This is a genomic window from Flammeovirga aprica JL-4 (genome assembly GCF_012844305.1).
In the GTDB taxonomy this organism is placed as follows: domain Bacteria; phylum Bacteroidota; class Bacteroidia; order Cytophagales; family Flammeovirgaceae; genus Flammeovirga; species Flammeovirga aprica.
This window is the reverse complement of record NZ_JABANE010000010.1, coordinates 44117-62676: the sequence shown is the minus strand read 5'-3', so window position 1 is coordinate 62676 and position 18560 is coordinate 44117. Positions and strand designations below refer to the sequence as shown.

The 18560-nt window shown below is 35.3% G+C and carries 13 protein-coding genes; 9 read left to right on the top strand and 4 right to left on the bottom strand.

The genetic code is table 11. The annotated features are described in order from the left end of the window. Positions 1 to 278 precede the first annotated feature (278 nt). Positions 279 to 3854 carry an ABC transporter permease/M1 family aminopeptidase gene (locus tag HHU12_RS05450; RefSeq protein ID WP_169655730.1) on the bottom strand — a complete coding sequence of 1192 codons (3576 nt, stop codon included), beginning with the start codon at positions 3852 to 3854 and terminating at the stop codon, positions 279 to 281. Between the two features lie 13 nt (positions 3855 to 3867). Further along, positions 3868 to 4752, bottom strand: a complete 885-nt coding sequence (locus HHU12_RS05445) for an ABC transporter ATP-binding protein (RefSeq protein ID WP_169655728.1) — start codon at positions 4750 to 4752, stop codon at positions 3868 to 3870. A gap of 639 nt (positions 4753 to 5391) precedes the next feature. Here HHU12_RS05445 and HHU12_RS05440 point away from each other — a divergent pair. Both HHU12_RS05440 and HHU12_RS05435 read left to right on the top strand, forming a co-directional pair. Beyond that, a complete protein-coding gene (locus HHU12_RS05440) occupies positions 5392 to 6351 on the top strand; it encodes an aldo/keto reductase (RefSeq protein ID WP_169655726.1) in 960 nt (319 codons plus the stop codon). A gap of 158 nt (positions 6352 to 6509) precedes the next feature. After that, entirely contained in the window at positions 6510 to 7700 is a 1191-nt protein-coding gene (locus HHU12_RS05435; protein ID WP_169655724.1) for an aspartyl protease family protein, read from the top strand. 130 nt (positions 7701 to 7830) lie between these two features. Here HHU12_RS05435 and HHU12_RS05430 read toward each other — a convergent pair whose 3' ends face one another. After that, a complete protein-coding gene (locus HHU12_RS05430) occupies positions 7831 to 9174 on the bottom strand; it encodes a DEAD/DEAH box helicase (protein ID WP_169655722.1) in 1344 nt (447 codons plus the stop codon). A 313-nt stretch (positions 9175 to 9487) separates the two neighbouring features. Here HHU12_RS05430 and HHU12_RS05425 point away from each other — a divergent pair, with 313 nt between their 5' ends. Genes HHU12_RS05425 through HHU12_RS05405 form a run of 5 tightly spaced genes read left to right on the top strand, consistent with a single transcriptional unit; the run spans position 9488 to position 12687 of the window. Then, a complete protein-coding gene (locus HHU12_RS05425; RefSeq protein ID WP_169655720.1) occupies positions 9488 to 10684 on the top strand; it encodes a thioredoxin family protein in 1197 nt (398 codons plus the stop codon). 4 nt (positions 10685 to 10688) lie between these two features. Further along, positions 10689 to 11270, top strand: coding sequence for a YfiT family bacillithiol transferase (locus HHU12_RS05420; RefSeq protein ID WP_169655718.1), 582 nt, complete (start codon positions 10689 to 10691; stop codon positions 11268 to 11270). A 4-nt stretch (positions 11271 to 11274) separates the two neighbouring features. After that, the gene (locus HHU12_RS05415; RefSeq protein ID WP_169655716.1) at positions 11275 to 11745 is read left to right on the top strand and encodes a GNAT family N-acetyltransferase; all 471 of its coding nucleotides are present in this window, start codon (positions 11275 to 11277) and stop codon (positions 11743 to 11745) included. Continuing rightward, positions 11735 to 12178 carry a GNAT family N-acetyltransferase gene (locus HHU12_RS05410; RefSeq protein WP_169655714.1) on the top strand — a complete coding sequence of 148 codons (444 nt, stop codon included), beginning with the start codon at positions 11735 to 11737 and terminating at the stop codon, positions 12176 to 12178. Before HHU12_RS05415 ends, HHU12_RS05410 begins: the two co-directional genes overlap by 11 nt. Continuing rightward, positions 12163 to 12687 (top strand): GNAT family N-acetyltransferase, encoded by a 525-nt coding sequence (locus HHU12_RS05405; RefSeq protein WP_169655712.1) that lies wholly within the window; start codon positions 12163 to 12165, stop codon positions 12685 to 12687. The genes HHU12_RS05410 and HHU12_RS05405 overlap by 16 nt, the downstream gene beginning before the upstream one ends. 161 nt (positions 12688 to 12848) lie before the next feature. On the opposite strand, the gene HHU12_RS05400 is transcribed toward HHU12_RS05405, so the two are convergent. Further along, positions 12849 to 16220: a two-component regulator propeller domain-containing protein gene (locus HHU12_RS05400; protein ID WP_169655710.1), complete on the bottom strand. Its 3372-nt coding sequence runs from the start codon at positions 16218 to 16220 to the stop codon at positions 12849 to 12851. A gap of 163 nt (positions 16221 to 16383) precedes the next feature. Between HHU12_RS05400 and HHU12_RS05395 the strand changes: the two genes are divergently transcribed. Beyond that, positions 16384 to 16920 carry a DUF1697 domain-containing protein gene (locus HHU12_RS05395; protein WP_169655708.1) on the top strand — a complete coding sequence of 179 codons (537 nt, stop codon included), beginning with the start codon at positions 16384 to 16386 and terminating at the stop codon, positions 16918 to 16920. Positions 16921 to 16938: 18 nt separating this feature from the next. Further along, positions 16939 to 18558: a hypothetical protein gene (locus HHU12_RS05390; protein WP_169655706.1), complete on the top strand. Its 1620-nt coding sequence runs from the start codon at positions 16939 to 16941 to the stop codon at positions 18556 to 18558. Positions 18559 to 18560 lie beyond the last annotated feature (2 nt).

Sequence of the window (18560 nt, the reverse complement as noted above, 5' to 3'; positions counted from 1 at the left end):
TAAAATGTATTGAAGCAATTGAGAACTATAATTAATAGTGGTTTAAAAATACTGAAAACATTTACTTTTTGAGGAAGAATGAATTTTTGATTTGTATTTATTGCAAGTATTTCTCCGTTTACTTCAATTGATGGAAGCAGTAGGAGAAAACAAGAGGGAGTGTTTTAATGTGGAATGATAAATAAAGAAAAAATGCTTATGTTGTGACTCATAAATAATACTTCATGAGCCATAACACAAGCAAATTTTTTAACTATTAAAACTTAATTCAAAAGGTGTTATAATTTTTTTGAATTGTCATTAATAACCCTTTCCACATATAACCTTTTAGGGTCAATAGCCGCTTTTACAGGCTTCTTATCCAATTTTATTTGAATAGTTTGTGATTCATTTTGAAGAAAAACTTTCTCAGTATAGAAGAGTTCTTTTTCATCATTGTCTTGATAAAAACCAATCTCCACCCATTCTTTCACAGGGACATTAACTTCATTTCCAATAGAATCAGCTTTGATTTTCTTCGCCTCAACTTGCAATGAAACCTCATAACTGTTGGAGTCAATTTCACTGAGAGAAGCTTCCTTGATTCTGTAATCATAAAGCGTAATATCTTCAAACCAATCCCCGATCAGATACTGTAATGAGTCAGGCACTTTGGGTTGCAGATGTCTTAAGAAATCATTTGATGTAGGATAAGGAGGTGCTTTGTATTTGAACTCTGTAAGGAAACTTTTCAAAGCCGCGTTCACACTGTCTTCTCCAATAAAATCTTGTAAAGCATACATGATGATACTGCCTTTACCATAGTGAAGGTACATTTGATCTTCTACTTCTTTCAGCGGCAACTCCTTTTCTCTTTCAGAACCTCTTCCTTTCAGGTAACGGTCGTAATCGTATTTCAAGAAGTTTCTCATTTTTATATCATCATTATTGGATGCTTTTTTCATGACCATCAATGATGAATACTCTGCCAGGCTTTCTGTCAGCAATGTACCACCTTGAACATTCGCTCCCACTTCCTGATGTGCCCACCATTGATGTGCCATTTCGTGAGCAATGATAGCATCAACAACATTGTTTTTTTCTTCATCTTCTAAGTTGGCTATAAATCCAAAAGACTCAGAGTAAGGCATTGTGCCAGGGAAGGCCTGTGCAAAATTTTCATACCTTGGAAACTCAATAATTCGAGCTTGTTTTAAATAATAAGGGCCGAAGTTTTCTGTATAATAGTCCAGGGAGTTTTCAATAGCCATCAGCATTTTTTCTACGTTTACACTATGCTTTTGGTCGTAATACACTTCCATACTTACATCTTTCCATTGCCTTTTTGCCACTTCATATTTTCCGGAGTTGAAGGATACAAAATTCTGAGATTTGTGGTCTACTTTATAAGTATAAAAATTTCTGTTGTCCTTTGTCCACTGTTTAGTTAAACTGCCGGGAGCAATTGCAATCTGATCTGAGGAAGTTGAGATTGTAGTTTCAATTGTTACCCAATCAGACTGACCGTTGGAAAGGTAGTTTTGCTCACATTCCGGACCGCAGTGATCGTGCAGTAAAGGCATACGGTTTCTTTTTGGAAGGTTATGCTCTTTTCTTTTAAAACGATCTCTTAATTCTAAAGAAGCATTGTAACCGAAGAATGGCAAGAAAACAAGGTTATTGAAGAAAGTGCCATTTTCTAGAATCATGTTGCTTTCTCCACCGTTTTTGAATCCTTTGGTGATATAATTGGCGTGTATAACAATTTCTAAAGAATCATTTTTTTGAAGAGGTCGCTGTAATACAAACTGCTTTACACCAAGTTCCTTATCATGCAGTACTTCCACTGCATTTTGAATTTCAAACTGAATCTCCCAATCGTCATTGTAGGAATACATTAAGGTGTCAATACTTTCTTCACTCTCATTGACTACTTTTAAATTTGACACAGTATAGATATTTCTCTCTTCAGGGAAAATATTCACATTGTATTCTACATCAACAATTTTAGGGGTGTTGATCCCTTCATATCGCTTGTATTTCTGTTCATATTTTACTTGAAGCAACTCATTTTCATCCGCTGTTTTGTAGGGGTTCAGTACTTGGGTATTGTAATAAATAAAGCTGGCAATACTTACCCAAACAATAAACAATGTTCCTGTAGCACCAATAAAATTGGTATCCATTTTTCTAGGAATGATTTGAATTCTTTTCAAAAGACTATGACTAGTACCTCGGTTGGATAATAAGCCTGTTATCAATAATACGATGATACCGAATAGCGTCCAGTAAAGGTTAAACCAAATGGAGGAGATAAAAGAAGGGCCATAACCGCTGATATCCGAAAACATAATACTTGGAGCACTCGCAATATTAAGCATCCTAGAAGAAATGTCTAACGCACTCAATGTAAACTCCAAGGCAAACATCATTATTATCGATAGACCAAAACCAATGAATTTATGATTGACTAATGTATGAATCAGTATGTTTACTGCTGTCCATGTGGCAATCATAGGCATTATATTAAGTGCATATGATAGTATATAAGCGTCAATATTGATATCTGTAAATCCTGATCCTAACTGATAGAGTATTCCTAAAAGGCTAAGACTGAAATAGATAATAAAAATACTAATATTGATAGCGAAGAATTTTGCGAACAAGGAAACATAACTACTGTGCGGACTTGCATCTATCACTTCGTTGAGATGATTGTCTCTGTCTTCCCAAAGCAGATCGCCGGAGTAATACACCATGATAATCATAAGGAAAATCATAGTACTGTTTTGTATATCCTCTACCACCATATAGGTTACAGGGTAGGACTGTAATCCCATGTATTCATAGCCTTCAAACAATATAGCAATCAGTTGTACAAAGCTGAATAACAATAATATTTTGAAGGTGTTGTTGCTTATAATATTTTTTAAGTGGATTCTTGTGAAGCTATAGCATTGGGCAAAATCAGTAAACTGAGAGAAGTGGCTATAGGTGGTTGGTTTATTAAAAAAAACCTCTTCTTTTTGACTGACTTCCTCTTTCTTCTTTTTGATTCTTCCCGTTTTCTTCTCAAAAGAGAAAAATCCATAGAATACCCTTAATAGAACAAAACTTACCAATAGCCATATCATTCTATTATAAGTGATAAAACTATTGAATGCAGGTGTGAGTGTATTTTTTTCTTGAGGAGTGAAATATTTACTGTCCAGTTTAAATGCTGATAAACCCAACGGGTCCAGCATAGCGGATAGTACTTCATTTTCAAGGTCTGAACTGAAAGATAATGCTACACTGTATCCTAAAAACAATAGCATGGTTCCAGAAAAAGAAATAGCGGTGGATCTGAAAATAGAAGCTACAGAAAATATAATAACACCTGCTATAAATATATTGGGGATAATGGCTAAAAAGTAATTGGCCATAAAGCCAGCCATAGATACAGGGCCCATTTTTTCAGGATCTACCCAACCCATTGCCGGAGCAATAAATGTGGCTAGAATAAAACCTATATATATACCTATAAAAGGCAAAATAGCTAATGTGAAAGCTCCCAGAAATCTACCCATAAAGTAATCCTTTTTCTTGATGGGCGTAGTAAACAGGATGTCATCAAAATTATTATTGAAATCTCTTAATGCCGCATTATTGAAAAACGCAGTGGCAATAAATAGACCCAGTAATGAGAAGACCAACCCCATTTTCATAATGATATGAGGGCTGTTCCTTTGTATATTCCCAATGGAACCACCAACAACAATGCTGTCATTAGATACCGCTCCAAAAGCTAATAATCCTAATAAAATAGTAAAAACGTAGATCATCGGCTGTTTTAAAGCAGCGCGGACTTCTCTACCATAAAATTCTTTAAACATGTTGAAAGTCGTTTTAGTCAGCAATAATTGATGCGGAAGTTTTAGCAAAGAAAACATCTTCCAAGTCAGGCTTTACATTGACAAAACCTTCCTCAGGCTGTTCATGATGCAGTACATGAATCACCGACTTTCCTGAGTTCATTTTATTAGAAATAACCTTATGTTGTGCTTGGTAAGTTTCAACAGTATTGCGTGCTACAGTTTTCTCCCAAACAAGGCCATCCAGTTCACTCAGTACATTTTGAGGAGTACCTTTATACATTATTTCTCCTTTGTTCATGATCGCCATATCAGAGCAAAGTTCTTTTACATCATCCACTATGTGCGTAGAAAGGATCACAATGACACTTTCAGCCACATCGGCCAGCAAGTTATGAAACCTGTTTCTTTCCCCAGGATCAAGCCCTGCAGTAGGTTCATCGACAATGATCAGCTTAGGATCTCCAATCAATGCCTGTGCAATGCCAATACGCTGTTTCATACCGCCAGAGAAGCTTTTTACCGCTTTTTTTCTTTTTTCGTACAGGTTTACTTTTTGTAGAAGATAGTCTACCAGCTCCTTTCTTTCTTTAGTTTTTGAAATACCTTTCAGAACAGCAATATGATCTAATAGTTCCTCAGCAGAGATTTTAGGATAAACGCCAAATTCTTGTGGTAGATATCCCAACACTCTTCTCAAAGCTTCAGGCTCATTTAGTGCGTCAATTCCATTTAAAGTAATGCTTCCCTGATCAGGAGTTTGTAAGGTGGCAATGGTCCTCATCAAAGATGATTTACCTGCACCGTTGGGTCCTAATAACCCAAACATTCCACTTTCAATTTCAAGGCTAATGTTATTTAGGGCTTTTACGCCATTATCGTAGGTTTTTGTGAGATTTGAAATGCTTAGTCTAGCCATTCTATTGAGTTGGATTAGATTAAAAATAAGAACAATGTAGAGTACGCACCGATTATTATTCGAAAGTAAAAGATGTTTGGTATAATTTGACACTTATGAGAGATTTAATGCTCCGGTTTGAAAAGTACCAGAACAGAAGAAAACGGATAGTTTATCTTATCTTTTTTATCCTACTCTTCGTTAGATTTTTATCGCGTAACTAAGGCTATGCTCTGCAAATCTGCCTCGATTAGAATAAAAAATCTTAACCTAAAATTATCCGTTTTCTTTTGTCTAGTACTTAATTTAGATCTTTTAATTTTGGTGAAGAATAATGTTAGTATAAGGTACTCAGGGTCCAAATCTAAGGCTTTTTCTTTAATAGTTTCTTTCAGTCTATTTATTTTTATTGAGATAAATTAAAAATAACCCTCCTGAAATTCAGCGTTAAGTGTGATCAATTATTTTAAATCTAAACACTTTTTTGTGTGAAAATGCCCGTATACAGTAACCATTCAAAGTTTTTAGAAGTGGATTTCAACAGTAACAGTTAGCACTTAATGAGTAACCTCAATTTTACCTTTCCATTAAGCTCTTTTTTATCAGGATATTCAGTTGTATATTCATAGAACAAAAACCTATTAAAAAACTATATTACGCATGAGCAAAACCTTTAAATTAAATAACGGAAAAGAAATTCCTGCCATTGGACTAGGCACTTGGAAATCCGAGCCAGGAGAAGTATTTAACGCTGTGAAAAAAGCGATTGAAATAGGTTATAAACACATTGACTGTGCGGCTATCTATGGCAATGAACCTGAAGTAGGAGATGCAATAAAAGAATGTATCGACAAAGGCATTGTGAAACGTGAAGACCTTTTTATTACTTCAAAATTATGGAATGACTCTCACCTGAAAGAGGATGTGCCAAAGGCAATTGACAAAACGTTGCAGGACCTGAAACTCGACTATCTGGATTTGTATTTGATTCACTGGCCAATTGCTTACAAGCCTGGAGTGAAATTTACTCAAAAAAGAGAGGAGTTTCTAACGGCTGAGGAAGCACCTGTTCTTGAAACTTGGAAAGCAATGGAGGAATTGGTAGCCGCTGGAAAGACACATTCCATTGGGGTTTCCAATTTTAGTATCGAGCACTTGGAAAATATCCTCACTAATGCTACAATAGCTCCGGTGGTAAACCAAATTGAGATGCACCCTCTAAACCAGCAAAGAAGAATGATGGAATACGCGGATGCCTATGATATTATTCTGACGGCTTACTCTCCGCTAGGCACAAAGGATAGTTTATCATTTGAAGATGGTGCTAACCCGCCTGTTTTATTAGAAAATGAGCTGTTGAAAGAAATTGCAGAAAAACATGATGCGAGTCCTGCGCAGATTATGCTGGCATGGGCCAACAGGAGAGAAACTGTAGCAATTCCAAAGTCAGTGCATGAAGACCGACTAAGACAGAATTTAGCTTCATCAGAAATAAAATTGACGCCTTGGGATCTAAGAGAAATTGCAGATCTCAATGAAAAATACAGGTTTGTCGATGGTTCTATTTTTACTTCTGGAGGAAGTCCTTATACTTTGGAATTTCTTTGGGGTAAAGGATAGTATTTGAATGTAGAATTAAGAATGTAGAATGAAGGGGTGGTAGTGATCTAAGGCGAAAACGCTATCATCAACCTTTTCATTCTACATTTTTTATTGGACAACCTATTGTTTGAGTTGTGTGCCATTTTTAATAGTAAAGTAAAAACAAACTATTATTTATGTTCAATTCAAAAACAATACTCTTCTTCCTTCTATTTTTCACCTCTATTGGTTGTAATCGAAAATTCGTCTCAGTCATCAATTCTGGACATACCCAAGAAAACTTTCGAACTGTGATTCCATTTGAGACCAAAATGGGATTGATTATTCTTCAAGCTAAAATCAAAGACGAATCTTACCGTTTTATTTTTGATACTGGAGCACCTGCATGTATCATTTCACCTGAAATAATGAAAGAAATAGGTGCGGATATTATTACTTCTCAGAAGATTTATGATGTAAATAATCATTACCAAATAAATGAATTTACAAAAGTGAGTAGTATTGAAATAGGTAATACAATATTTTCTGATATTGGGACAATGATTCTAGATTTAAAGTCAATACCAACTGTCAAGTGCCTTGATGCAGACGGGTTGTTAGGCAGTAATTTATTTCGACATGCTACTTGGTATATTGATTATGAGAGAAAAGAAATTGTCATAGCAAATGATTTGGCAAGTCTTGAGAAACCTTTAGAAGGATTCAGTTCTGTTAAGTTTTTTGAAGGTTTTGGAGGCGTACCCGCAATATTCACTTATTTAAATGGTAAAAAAATATTAGACACCACGATTGACTTTGGTTATGGAGGTACTGTTTGTCTTAGTGAAAAAGTCATGAAGCACGTACCTGATACTAAATTTTGGAAAGGATATGGCGTTGCTGGAATTGGTCTTTATGGTGATGAAATACCCTCAGAAACATATAAAGGAGATGTAGATTTATTTTCTTTAGGGAATGGTCTAGATTTCCAACAGGAGAAAGTACATTTTGATGGTGAACGAAATAATTTAGTAGGCAGTGGAATCTTCAAATACTATCATGTTATTCTAGATTGGAACAATAAGAAAATTCAACTGAAGAGAAATAACATTTCTAGAACTGCTGAAAATGATTTTGGATATTCTTATGGTTACAACAAGGAGGACGGGAATGTATACGTCAAAAATCTTTATGAACGCTCAGAGGCTTCAGAAAAAGGAATACAGCTAAAAGACAAAATTATTTCAGTAAATGGAGAAAACTTAGAAGCCATTAGTGAGGATGAATGGTGCAATTTCCGTTCGGATAAAGATCAAAGTGCAGTTCGAGTGTTAGTCATTGAAAGGGAAGGAGAGCGTAAAGAAGTGATTTTGGGAAAAAGTATATAAGTTGATTTTCTTCTGTTCTATAACGAATGAAAAGAGACAGAATTAATGAAGAATTAAGAATGTAGAATTAAGAAAAAATGAATCACAATACGATCCATTTTTTCTTAATTCTTCATTAAAAAAACATCTATTATTTTTTTCTGAATTTTTTCTTCAATCTACCTCTGTTCACGGGCTTTGTTTTCTTAGGGCCTCTATGCACTTTTTTAGTTTGGTTGGCAGGGTTGTTAATTCCCACTTTTTCATGGAAAGCACCGCCCCCTGAAGCATCATTTGTCTTTTTAGTGACAAAGTAATTTTTGGTAGAAAGTTTAGGTTTTTCTTCTTCCGTGAAGATATCTGAAATTTTCACCTCTTCCGGCATAGGTTCCAATGGAATTGGCTTTTTCATCAATTCCTCAATCATCATCTGGTATTCTTGTTCTACCTCATTGATGAATGTTATGGCCAAACCTTTTTCATCTGCTCTACCCGTTCTACCAATTCTGTGGATATATTCTTCAGGAATTTCAGGTGTATCAAAGTTGATGATATGCGTAATGCCTTTGATATCAAGACCTCTCGCAATAATATCTGTGGCTACAAGAATTTTCAATTTCCCTTCATCAAATTCATCAACCATTCTGAAACGGTAATTCTGAGATTTATTGGAATGAATCACACCCACTTTTTCAGGGAATAGCTTTTCAATCATCTCAAAAAGACGGTCTGCTAATTTCTTATTTCTAACAAAAATCAACACCTTTTCCATTTCAGGCTCATTACCCAAAAGATATTCCAGTAGGTTAACCTTCGTAAAGAAGTTAGGTACATGATAAGCACGTTGTGTGACTTTATCAGCAGGAGTACCCGTTTTTGCAATTTCTACTTTAATAGGTTGTCTGAAGAACGTCTTAATAATTTCTTCCACTTCATCAGTGATGGTGGCCGAAAGCATTACATTCTGACGTCGTGGAGGTAATAAATCCATCAAGCGAGTAAGCTGAGGTCTGAAACCTAAATCCAGCATTTCATCCACCTCATCAATCACAAATTTTTGAATTGCTTTGAGTTTCAAAACACCTGACAACGCTAAATCGTATACTCGACCTGGAGTACCTACCAGAATATCCACACCTTCATTCACGTATTGTTTTTGCGTATTGATATTGGCCCCGCCATACACTCCCAATATTCTCAATGACTGATATTTAGAGAGTGTTTTTGCTTCCTCCACAACTTGTGCTACAAGTTCCCTAGTAGGCACAATAATCAGTACTCTCGGCTCATATTGCTTAGAGAAATTTAAATTTTGAAGAATAGGCAGAAGATAGGCAAGCGTTTTACCCGTACCTGTCTGAGCAATACCAATCATATCTTTCCCCGCTCCAATCACCGGAAAGGCTTGCTCCTGAATTGGAGTTACGTTGATAAATTCTAAATCATTAATCGCATTTAGAATAAACTTATTTAGCTTTAATTCGTCAAATGTCACTTTTTCAAAATTTATGTTTCCACAAAGGTACATTCTACAGTGAATAAAGTATGAAAATAAAGAAGATTTATAACACTCATTGACACGCATGCTCTAAAAATGTATCTTGTGTTGATAAACATTTACACATTGATAGAAGTTATCATTACTTTCGAGTTGATTCTTTTTATCTCTTACAACATGTAATTTACGTAGTACATTTTTTGAATCCGTTTTAATTTTTAAGTAAAATGAATTTAGAAATGTTTGATGAAAGCTATTGATAATCAATATCATAATTTTTATATCGGGAATCTCAAGCAAACCATTACCAATGATCAAACAAAAATTATTATTTTTAATTGGGGTGTTTTTTGCACACCCTCTTATCGCGCAACGAGTTAATTTTTTTGAAGGCCAATGGGAAGAACTGTTAGAAGAAGCAAGGCAAAAAGACTTGAAAGTATATGTTGGTGTATTTACACCCTACTGTGAACCTTGTGAGGAGATGGATCAGCACGTGTACAACGACAAAGAAGTAGCCGTTTTTTATAATGAGCATTTTGTGAGTTATAAGGTGGATATTCATTCTGAGTTTGGACGTTTTATTGCGTCAAATTATAATGTGAGGTCTTTTCCTTCACATCTGTATTTTTCAACATCTGGTAAAATTCTACATCAGGCGAAAGGGAAATTGTCACCTAATGTATTTCTTGACAAAGGAGAAGAGGCACTTTCACCAAGCTTTCAGCTTTATACTTTAAGAGGTAAAGTGGAAAAAGGGGAGGAGTTGAGTTTTGAAGAATATTTAAATTATTCCTTGGCTTCTTATGATATAGGAGTGATGGATCATGCTACAAATGACAAGCTGTTTACATTACTCCAACCTAAAAATTTGGAAGACAAGAGGGTGAAATCAGCGGTAAGCCAGATTTTATTTAATTCAGATGTGGATTCAGAAGCTTTCCGCTTTTTTGTAAGGTATAAGCCTTTGTTTGCGGATATCTATTCACCGCAGAAAATGAATAATATATACAAAGGTCTTGCAAAAAATACACTTTCATCTTCTTTAAAAGAGAAAGATGTGGTGTCTTTTGAAGAGAAGATGGATCAGTTGAAAAAAGTGATGCCCAATACGATAGCACTTCGAATAGCATTCAGTTATGAACCTCGTTTTTTTCTTTCGATTGGCAATGAAGAAAAAGCTTTTGAATCCATCCGAAAAAACTTCAGGTACATTCAATCAAAACCTAATGCGTCTGAATTGAAAAAATGCAATGATTGGGCTTGGTATTACTATCAGCACTCAGATAAAACAGAACAGCTGGAAGAAGCATTGAAATGGGTTACTTTTAGTATTTCCCAGAAAAATTCATTCAATTATCTCGACACACAAGCACACTTATATTATAAATTGGGGAGGTATCAGGATTCTGAAAATGTAGCACGATTAGTGCAAAAACATTATGAGGAAACTGGCCGAGATACCAAAGCCATATCACAACTTCTAACAAATATAAAAATTCACTGATCTTATGAACAACTCCCAGATTACACTTGAAACACTTCGATTTCCTTTTGGAAAATTTGAGGTTCCTACTTACATCCAAGAGAACCAAATTACACTTTGGATACATGAAATAAAGGTATTTCCCATTCGACTCAAAGAGCTGGTCGAAAATTTATCAACAGAAGAGTTGAGCCTCATTTACAGGCCTGGAGGATGGAATATTAAACAAGTAGTACATCATTGTGCAGATAGTCATATGAACAGTTATATCCGTTTCAAGTTGGCTTTGACAGAAGATAACCCTTCCATCAGACCTTATTTTGAAGACCGATGGGCTGAGTTGGTGGATAGTCAAGAGGAAGATTTGACAGATACTTTACAGTTGATTGCCTTTCTTCATAAAAAATGGACATATTTGTTAGAGAGACTGACCAAGGAAGAATTAGACAGAACTTTTTTCCACCCAGAATCTGAAGAACAGACGCGTTTAAAGGAAAATATTGGCATTTATGCTTGGCATTGCAACCATCATTTAGGCCATATTAAACAAGCTTTAAACTACCGTAATGTTTTTCCTGAAATAGTTGAAAACCTAGAATTAAAATGAAACTATGATAACTCTTATCAAAACAGATGCTAAACACCGAGATTTTTTACATTTGGTAAAACTGCTGAATGAAGATCTAGCCGTAAGAAATGGCGATGACAATGATTTTTATATGCAATACAATGGGTTGGAAGAAATTGACCATGTAATATTAGCATACAGTGAAGGAAAAGTAGTAGGCTGTGGTGCCATGAAAGAGTTTGAAAAAAGAGTTTTTGAAGTGAAGAGAATGTATGTTCTTCAAGATCAGAGAGGGAAAGGAATCGCTACAAAAGTGTTACAGGAATTAGAAGAGTGGGGAGTAGCCATGAACCTTAAAGCACTTGTGCTGGAAACAGGATTGATGTTGCCTGAGGCGATAGGTTTGTATGAGAAATATGGATTTGATAAAACACCTAATTACGGTCAGTATATTGGTAATGATGATAGTGTTTGTTTTAGAAAAGAATTAAAATTTCCTTCATATGAAAGTTAGAAAAGCGAATTTTACCGATTTTGAGCAGTTGGCTGAATTGTTTGATGCCTATAGAGTTTTCTATAAACAAGAAAGCGACATTGAGGGTGCAAAGCAATTTTTACAAGACAGAACGGAAAGAGGAGAAAGCAGTATTTTTGTAGTAGAAGATGAGGGGCATTTAATTGGATTTGTTCAGCTCTATCCTATTTTTTCATCAACACGTATGAAAAGACTTTGGCTTCTAAACGATCTTTTTGTTTCACCTGCTCACAGAGGAAAAGGGGCTTCAAAACTTTTGATGGGAGAGGCCAAAAACCTGGCAAAAATCTCTGATGCTGCTGGATTGATTTTAGAAACGGAGAAAACAAATGCTGTAGGAAATCAGCTTTACCCTGCAGTAGGTTTTAAATTAGATACAGAACATAATTTTTACTATTGGGACGTAGAGTAATAGCATTAAAACCGCTTTCGAAAGAAAATGTAACTTCCTTTTATCAATGGCTCAATGACCCTGAAGTGATCCGTTATTCCCTTTCTCTTTTTCAGAAATTGAATACAGAAGCGGATATTGATTTTTGGTATAAAGGTGTTTTGAGAGACACGAAAACCCTTTCATTGGGCATATATGTTGATGAAGAATTTGTAGGGTATGCTGGAATTTCAAGCCTTTCGAGCGTCAATAAATCAGGAGAGTATTATATTTTTATTGGCAATAAAGACTTTTGGAGTAAAGGAGTAGGCACGGAGGTAACAAGGCAAATTATTGAAATTGCTTTCGTAGAAAAAGAGTTAGAACGCCTTATGCTAACCGTTTCTGTACCTAATCAAGGAGGAGTAAAAGCCTATAAAAAAGCGGGCTTTAAGGAAGAAGGAAGGTTGAGAAATGCGGCGCTAAGAGATGGTGAATTTCATGATAAAATCATCATGTCGATATTGAAATCAGAATATAAATTGAGTTAAGAGTTAAGAGTTAAGAGTTAAGAGGTGTGATATCTCAAACGTCAATTTTTTATATCTGACACTTTTGGTTTAACTCAAAAGGCTTGTCATGTAAAGTAATCTGACAATCAAAACCACCTTAACTTTTAACTCTTCATTCTTAACTCATAACTCATAACTCATTAGGCTTTCAAGATGATCAGAGTAACATCGTCTCTCTGCAGAGAGTACTCTTCTAAAAGCTGTTCAAAAGCAAACTTCTGTCTGTCCAACTCTTTATCGCCGATAGAAGCAATCAATTCATACATCTGTTTTGAACCGACTTTCTTTTTCTCTTGATTGGCTTGATCTACAATACCATCCGTGTAGAGATAGATAAGATCTCCCTCTTGAATATTTGTAGTGTATAAATTAAATTCCTTTTTAGTAGAGCGGTGATTACCTCCAATTCTTGCTTTATCAGTTGGTAATACTTCCACCTCACCTTTCTCTTTTCTCCAGACTACAAGCGGTATTTTAGCTCCAGCAAACAAAATACTTTCTTTATTTTCCAGCGATCTTGCCATTAGAATAATATCCATTCCATCACTGTTATTAGAAACTTCTTGGCGTAATGAAGTGTAAATTTCTTTACGTAGAATTTCCAGCATTTCAGCAGGATTGGAATCTTGAACTTGGTTGATTGCCTTGTTTAGAATAGAGTATCCTAACATAGACATAAATGCCCCGGGAACGCCATGACCTGTACAATCTACCACGGCTCTGTATTGGTAGCCATTATGGTTAAATGCCCAGTAATAATCGCCAGATACTACATCTTTCGGCCTGAAGATCACTTCCACATCACTGCCTATGGTCAGCTCCTCTTTAGAAGGAAGGATGGCTGATTGAATGTTTTCAGCATAGCGAATACTATCCTGTATGGTTTGCATCTGATGATTGATCGTAGAATTTGCAGTTTGAAGCTCTTCATTTCTTTCTGTCAGGAATTTTCTCTGTTTAGAAATCTCCTCTGCTTGAATTAATAACTCTTCATGTTTTGCTTGTAAATCCTGTTGCTGAATCTGCAGTGTCTGATTGGATTCTGCCAGCTCATTCGTTCTACTTTTTACTTCAGCTTCGAGTATATTTTTCTGAATTTCTAATTGTTTTGTTCTGTAATTGATGATCAAAACAACCACCAAAACGAGGATAATGGCAACTAAAAGCCTGAAGATCCATGTTTGCCAGAAAGGAGGAGTGATGATGATATCTAAAGAAACAGGCTCTTCATTCCAAATACCATCATTATTACTTCCTATTACTTTGAAAGTGTATTTTCCAGGCGATAAATTAGAAAACTGAGCGACATTAGAGTTGCCATTATCCACCCATTCATCATTCAGTCCCTCCAGCTGATATTTGTATTGATTAAAACCAGAATAAGTATAATTCAAGGCCACAAACCTTATCTTGATATTGTTTTGATTATAATGCAGATTAATTCTATTGGTAAACAGAATGCTTTTTTCAAGCAGTGAATTCTCATTGCTAGGCTTTAACTCTTTGTTGTTGATCAATAAGCTTTGTATCGCCAATTTCGGCTTGTATTGATTGCTGATAATATCTTCAGGGTAAAAAGCACTGAAACCATTTACTCCTCCAAAAAGCATTAACCCGTCATTGGTTTTATAAGACGATCCATAGGCAAACTGATCATCTTGTAAACCGTCAATCACCCCAAATACTTTACTTTCATAAGTATCAACATCCATTTTAATCAAACCATTAGAAGAACTGATCCAGAAATCTCCTTGACTGTCTTCTTCTATTTTAAAGATGCTGTTAGATGGTATTTGAGGTTTGCTGATGCTTTTGATGAATTCTTTTGAAGTAGGGTTATATACAAAAACACCCTCATTTAAAGTGCCTATCCATAAATTACCATTTTTGTCCATTGAAGTAGTAGCAATTTTCTGGTCTTTACCTGGGATTTTGATATGCTCAAAATACTTCAGATTCTTATCACTGCTTATGTTCACACCTCTGAAAGTTGCAGCATAATGGTTGCCCTTTTTGTCATGTTTTACTTCTAGAACTGCATCATTTCTTAATGAAGTTTTCAGCTTGCTGTCATTGACGTAAACATGTAGTTTTCTAGTTTCTGGATTGATCAGAATGATACCTCCTTTTGTTGCTCCCCATAAGTGTCCATTCAAATCAAAAGAAAGGTGTCTTACTTCATCAGACAGCATTTTTCCATTTGTAGTATGCCTGTTAAAAGGTTTTACGAATTTATTTTTCTCTAAATCAAAAACCTGAATACCCATCGTGTAAGTGGCGATATATACTAATGGTTTAGTTGGGTGTTCAGCCATGCTTAAAATGACACTGTTTTCCAGCGGATCATTTTTTAGCAACGGATCAAAATACAGGTTGGCATCTTTATCATTTTTAAGCACATTGATTGATCCGCCATCCGTTCCAATCCAGAAATTACCATTTCTTAGTTCAAGGAAAGAAAGAATCACATTAGAGGATAACGATTTTTCATCTCCTTCAATCTTACGAAAAGTTTCAAATCTATTTTCTGCCGTTTCGTATTTTAAGAGCTCATTGAAAACAGTTCCAATCCAAAGTGTTCCGGCATTATCAACAAAGAGATCATAGATTCTATACTTTTTTTGAACACCATTTGTGTAAGAATGAATATTCTCAATGCGGTTTCCTGATATTTTGATAAGTCCTTTTTGACCGCCAGCCCATATCACGCCAGACTTAACGTCACTGTGTAAGGTCCAGATCACATCTTCTTTGATCTCTTCAGATAACTTCAGCTTTATTTTTTTCTTGTTGTAAGCATTTATAGCGTGCAGTCCTTGGAATGAGCCAACATAAATATCTTTTTTATCTATAGAAAGGGCTAACGAAAGTATATTAACGTTCTCAAAAGAGTTGACTTTCTTTACCAGTCCTTTTTTGTCAATATAGAATAACCCTTTGGAAGACCCGAACCAAACGGTATTGTATTCATCTTCTATGATAGAAGTAACCTCAGCTATTTCTATATCCGATTGTATCTTTTCGAAACCAGCACTATCTTTTTTCTTGACATACACCCCGTCTGAAGAAGCCATCCAAAGGTTTTTCTTTTTGTCTTCCAGAAAATCTGAAATTAAAATATCATTAAAATTGAGATCCTTTTGTTGATAGGTGTTGAATTTTTCTTTGACAGGATTGTATATACAAAGGCCTCCATAAGTGCCAATCCAAATATCACCATTGCTTAGTTGAATCAAAGAGGCGATGTCATTATTGGGAATAGCATGATTAGTATTTTCTCTTGTATAACTATCAAACTTTTCGCCATTAAATTTTAGAAGACCTTCTTGAGTGCCTATCCAAAGGAAATCTTTCTGATCTTGTAACATGGCTTTGACCTTAGAAATTTTGATATCCTTATAGGCAATACTTTTATCCAAAGTCACAAAATGTACTCTTTTCGGTATAGGATTTTTTGCATACAGGTGAAAAGATACAAATAATGTAAGGAGTAGTAGGTTCAGCTGTTTCATTAAAAAAAGTGTAGTAGTAGATTTGTTAATGTAAAAAAATATTCGATGAACTAAAGAATTGTTTTTTTGATAGTACTAAGCTAAATAATGAAACATAGAAAAACAATTAAATCTTCATATATTCATAATATCAAAAACTTCTTTCTTTATTAAATATTACAAAATGAAGCATATAAGTTTATTAAGAGGAATAAATGTAGGAGGGCGGAGGAAAATCTTAATGGCAGATTTGAAAGAGCTTTATGCTCAATATGGAGTGGAACAGCTACAGACATATATTCAATCAGGTAACGTTTTATTTGTAAGTCAATCTATTTTGAAGCTCAATGAGTTCAACCAAAAAATTAAAACTGATATTCAAGAGAAATACGGTTTTGAGGTACCAGTGATTACGTTTGATTTACAAACATTAAAAAATGTTGTAAAACTCAACCCCTATTTTGAGGAAAACGTATTAATAGATAGTCTACACCTTACGGTGCTCTCTGCAATTCCTGAAAAAGATAAATTAGAGCAAATTGTTTACCCTGTAAATGGAGATGAATTTTTTATTCATGAGAACTTCGTCTTTATACGCTGTCAAGGAAAATACAGTCAATCCAAGTTATCCAATCAGTATTTTGAAAAGAAATTAGGTGTAGAAGCAACCACTAGAAACTGGAAAACAGTTGAAAAGTTGATTGCTTTACATGATGATTAACATAACACAAAGCGTCAAATGAAAAAAACTATCACTTATGCTTCAATATCAGTTATCCTATTATTTTTATTGTATTACCTTTTCCTCCCAACTGTAAGGTTAGATTTTACGGGATGGATTATCGCTATTCTAGCAGTAGCGGGAGCCATTTTGTCTATTGAATCTATTGTTGAACAGAAAAAGAAATTTACAACCACAAAAACAGTTACTCTAGCTATTCTTGTCGTAGGTCTTCTCTATGTGACCATTGTTCCGGCTGTATCATCTTGGGCCTTGTTCAGAAGCAAGGATTATAGAGATATGATAGGGGACGTAAAAGCTGGAGAAAACTTTACAGATCACGTAGCACCTATTTCCACTGACGAAATCCGAATTGTGGATAACGCTATGGCTCATCGTTTAGGTGATAAAGTATTGGGATCAATTCCTTCATTGGGTAGTCAGGCGGAATTGGGAGAGTTCAGCATTCAGAAAGTCAATGGGAAATTGTATTGGGTAGCTCCTTTATTGCACTCCGGTATTTTCAAGTGGAATAACAACCGTGAAGGTACGCCGGGTTATGTGATGGTTTCGGCTACAAATGAAAGAGATGTAGAACTGGTGCAAACAGTAGGAGGCAAAGATGTGCAGATCAAATATCAGCCTGGAGCTTATTTTTCAACAGATCTTCACCGCCATATCTATTTTAATGGTTATATGACCAAAGGAATTACGGATTTCTCATTTGAAATTGATGATGATGGAAAGCCGTATTGGATTGTGACTTTATACGATAAAAAAGTAGGTTTCTCGGGACAAGATGCCTCAGGTGTTTTAACTGTTGATGTTACTTCAGGAGAAATTAAAGAATATGAGATTGATAAGGCTCCAATTTGGATTGATAGAATTCAGCCTGAAGGCTTTATTGTAAAACAGCTGGATGATTGGGGGGAGTATGTATTAGGTTATTTTAATTTCTCTAATGAAAGAAAACTGACAACTACCAAAGGTATTTCTTTAGTATATGGAGCCAACAATAGAGCGTATTGGTATACAGGTTTAACTTCTGTGGGAAGCGATGAAGGAACGGTAGGTTTTGTGTTGGTGGATACAAGAACTAAGGAAACAATCTGGTACCGTCAGATAGGGGCAACGGAGCAAGCGGCAAGACAATCTGCGATGGGTAAAGTGCAGGAGAAAGGGTATGTTGCTTCTTTCCCGATTACATATAACATCAACGGAATGCCAACTTATGTGATGTCTTTAAAAGATAGAGCAGGCCTGATCAAAATGATTGCGATGGTTTCGGTTGAGGATTATACGATTGTTGGAGTAGGGAATACCATCAAAGAAGCGTTGAGATCTTATAAAAACAGCTTGAACAGTAAAGGTAATTCAGTCTCACCAAGCACTTATGCCAATACTTATGAAATCACTTCCATTGTGACAAGGATTAGTAAAGACATTAGAAATGGAAACACCAACTATTATTTAATGGTGAAGGATAAGCAGGAAAAACTCTTTATTGGTTCATCCATGATTTCTAGTGAACTGCCAATTACAGCTGTAGGAGACAGTATTATGGTAAGATATGATGATGGTAATTCTGAAATAGTGGACATTGTTGACTTTGAGAATTTAACCATTGATCTGAAATAAAA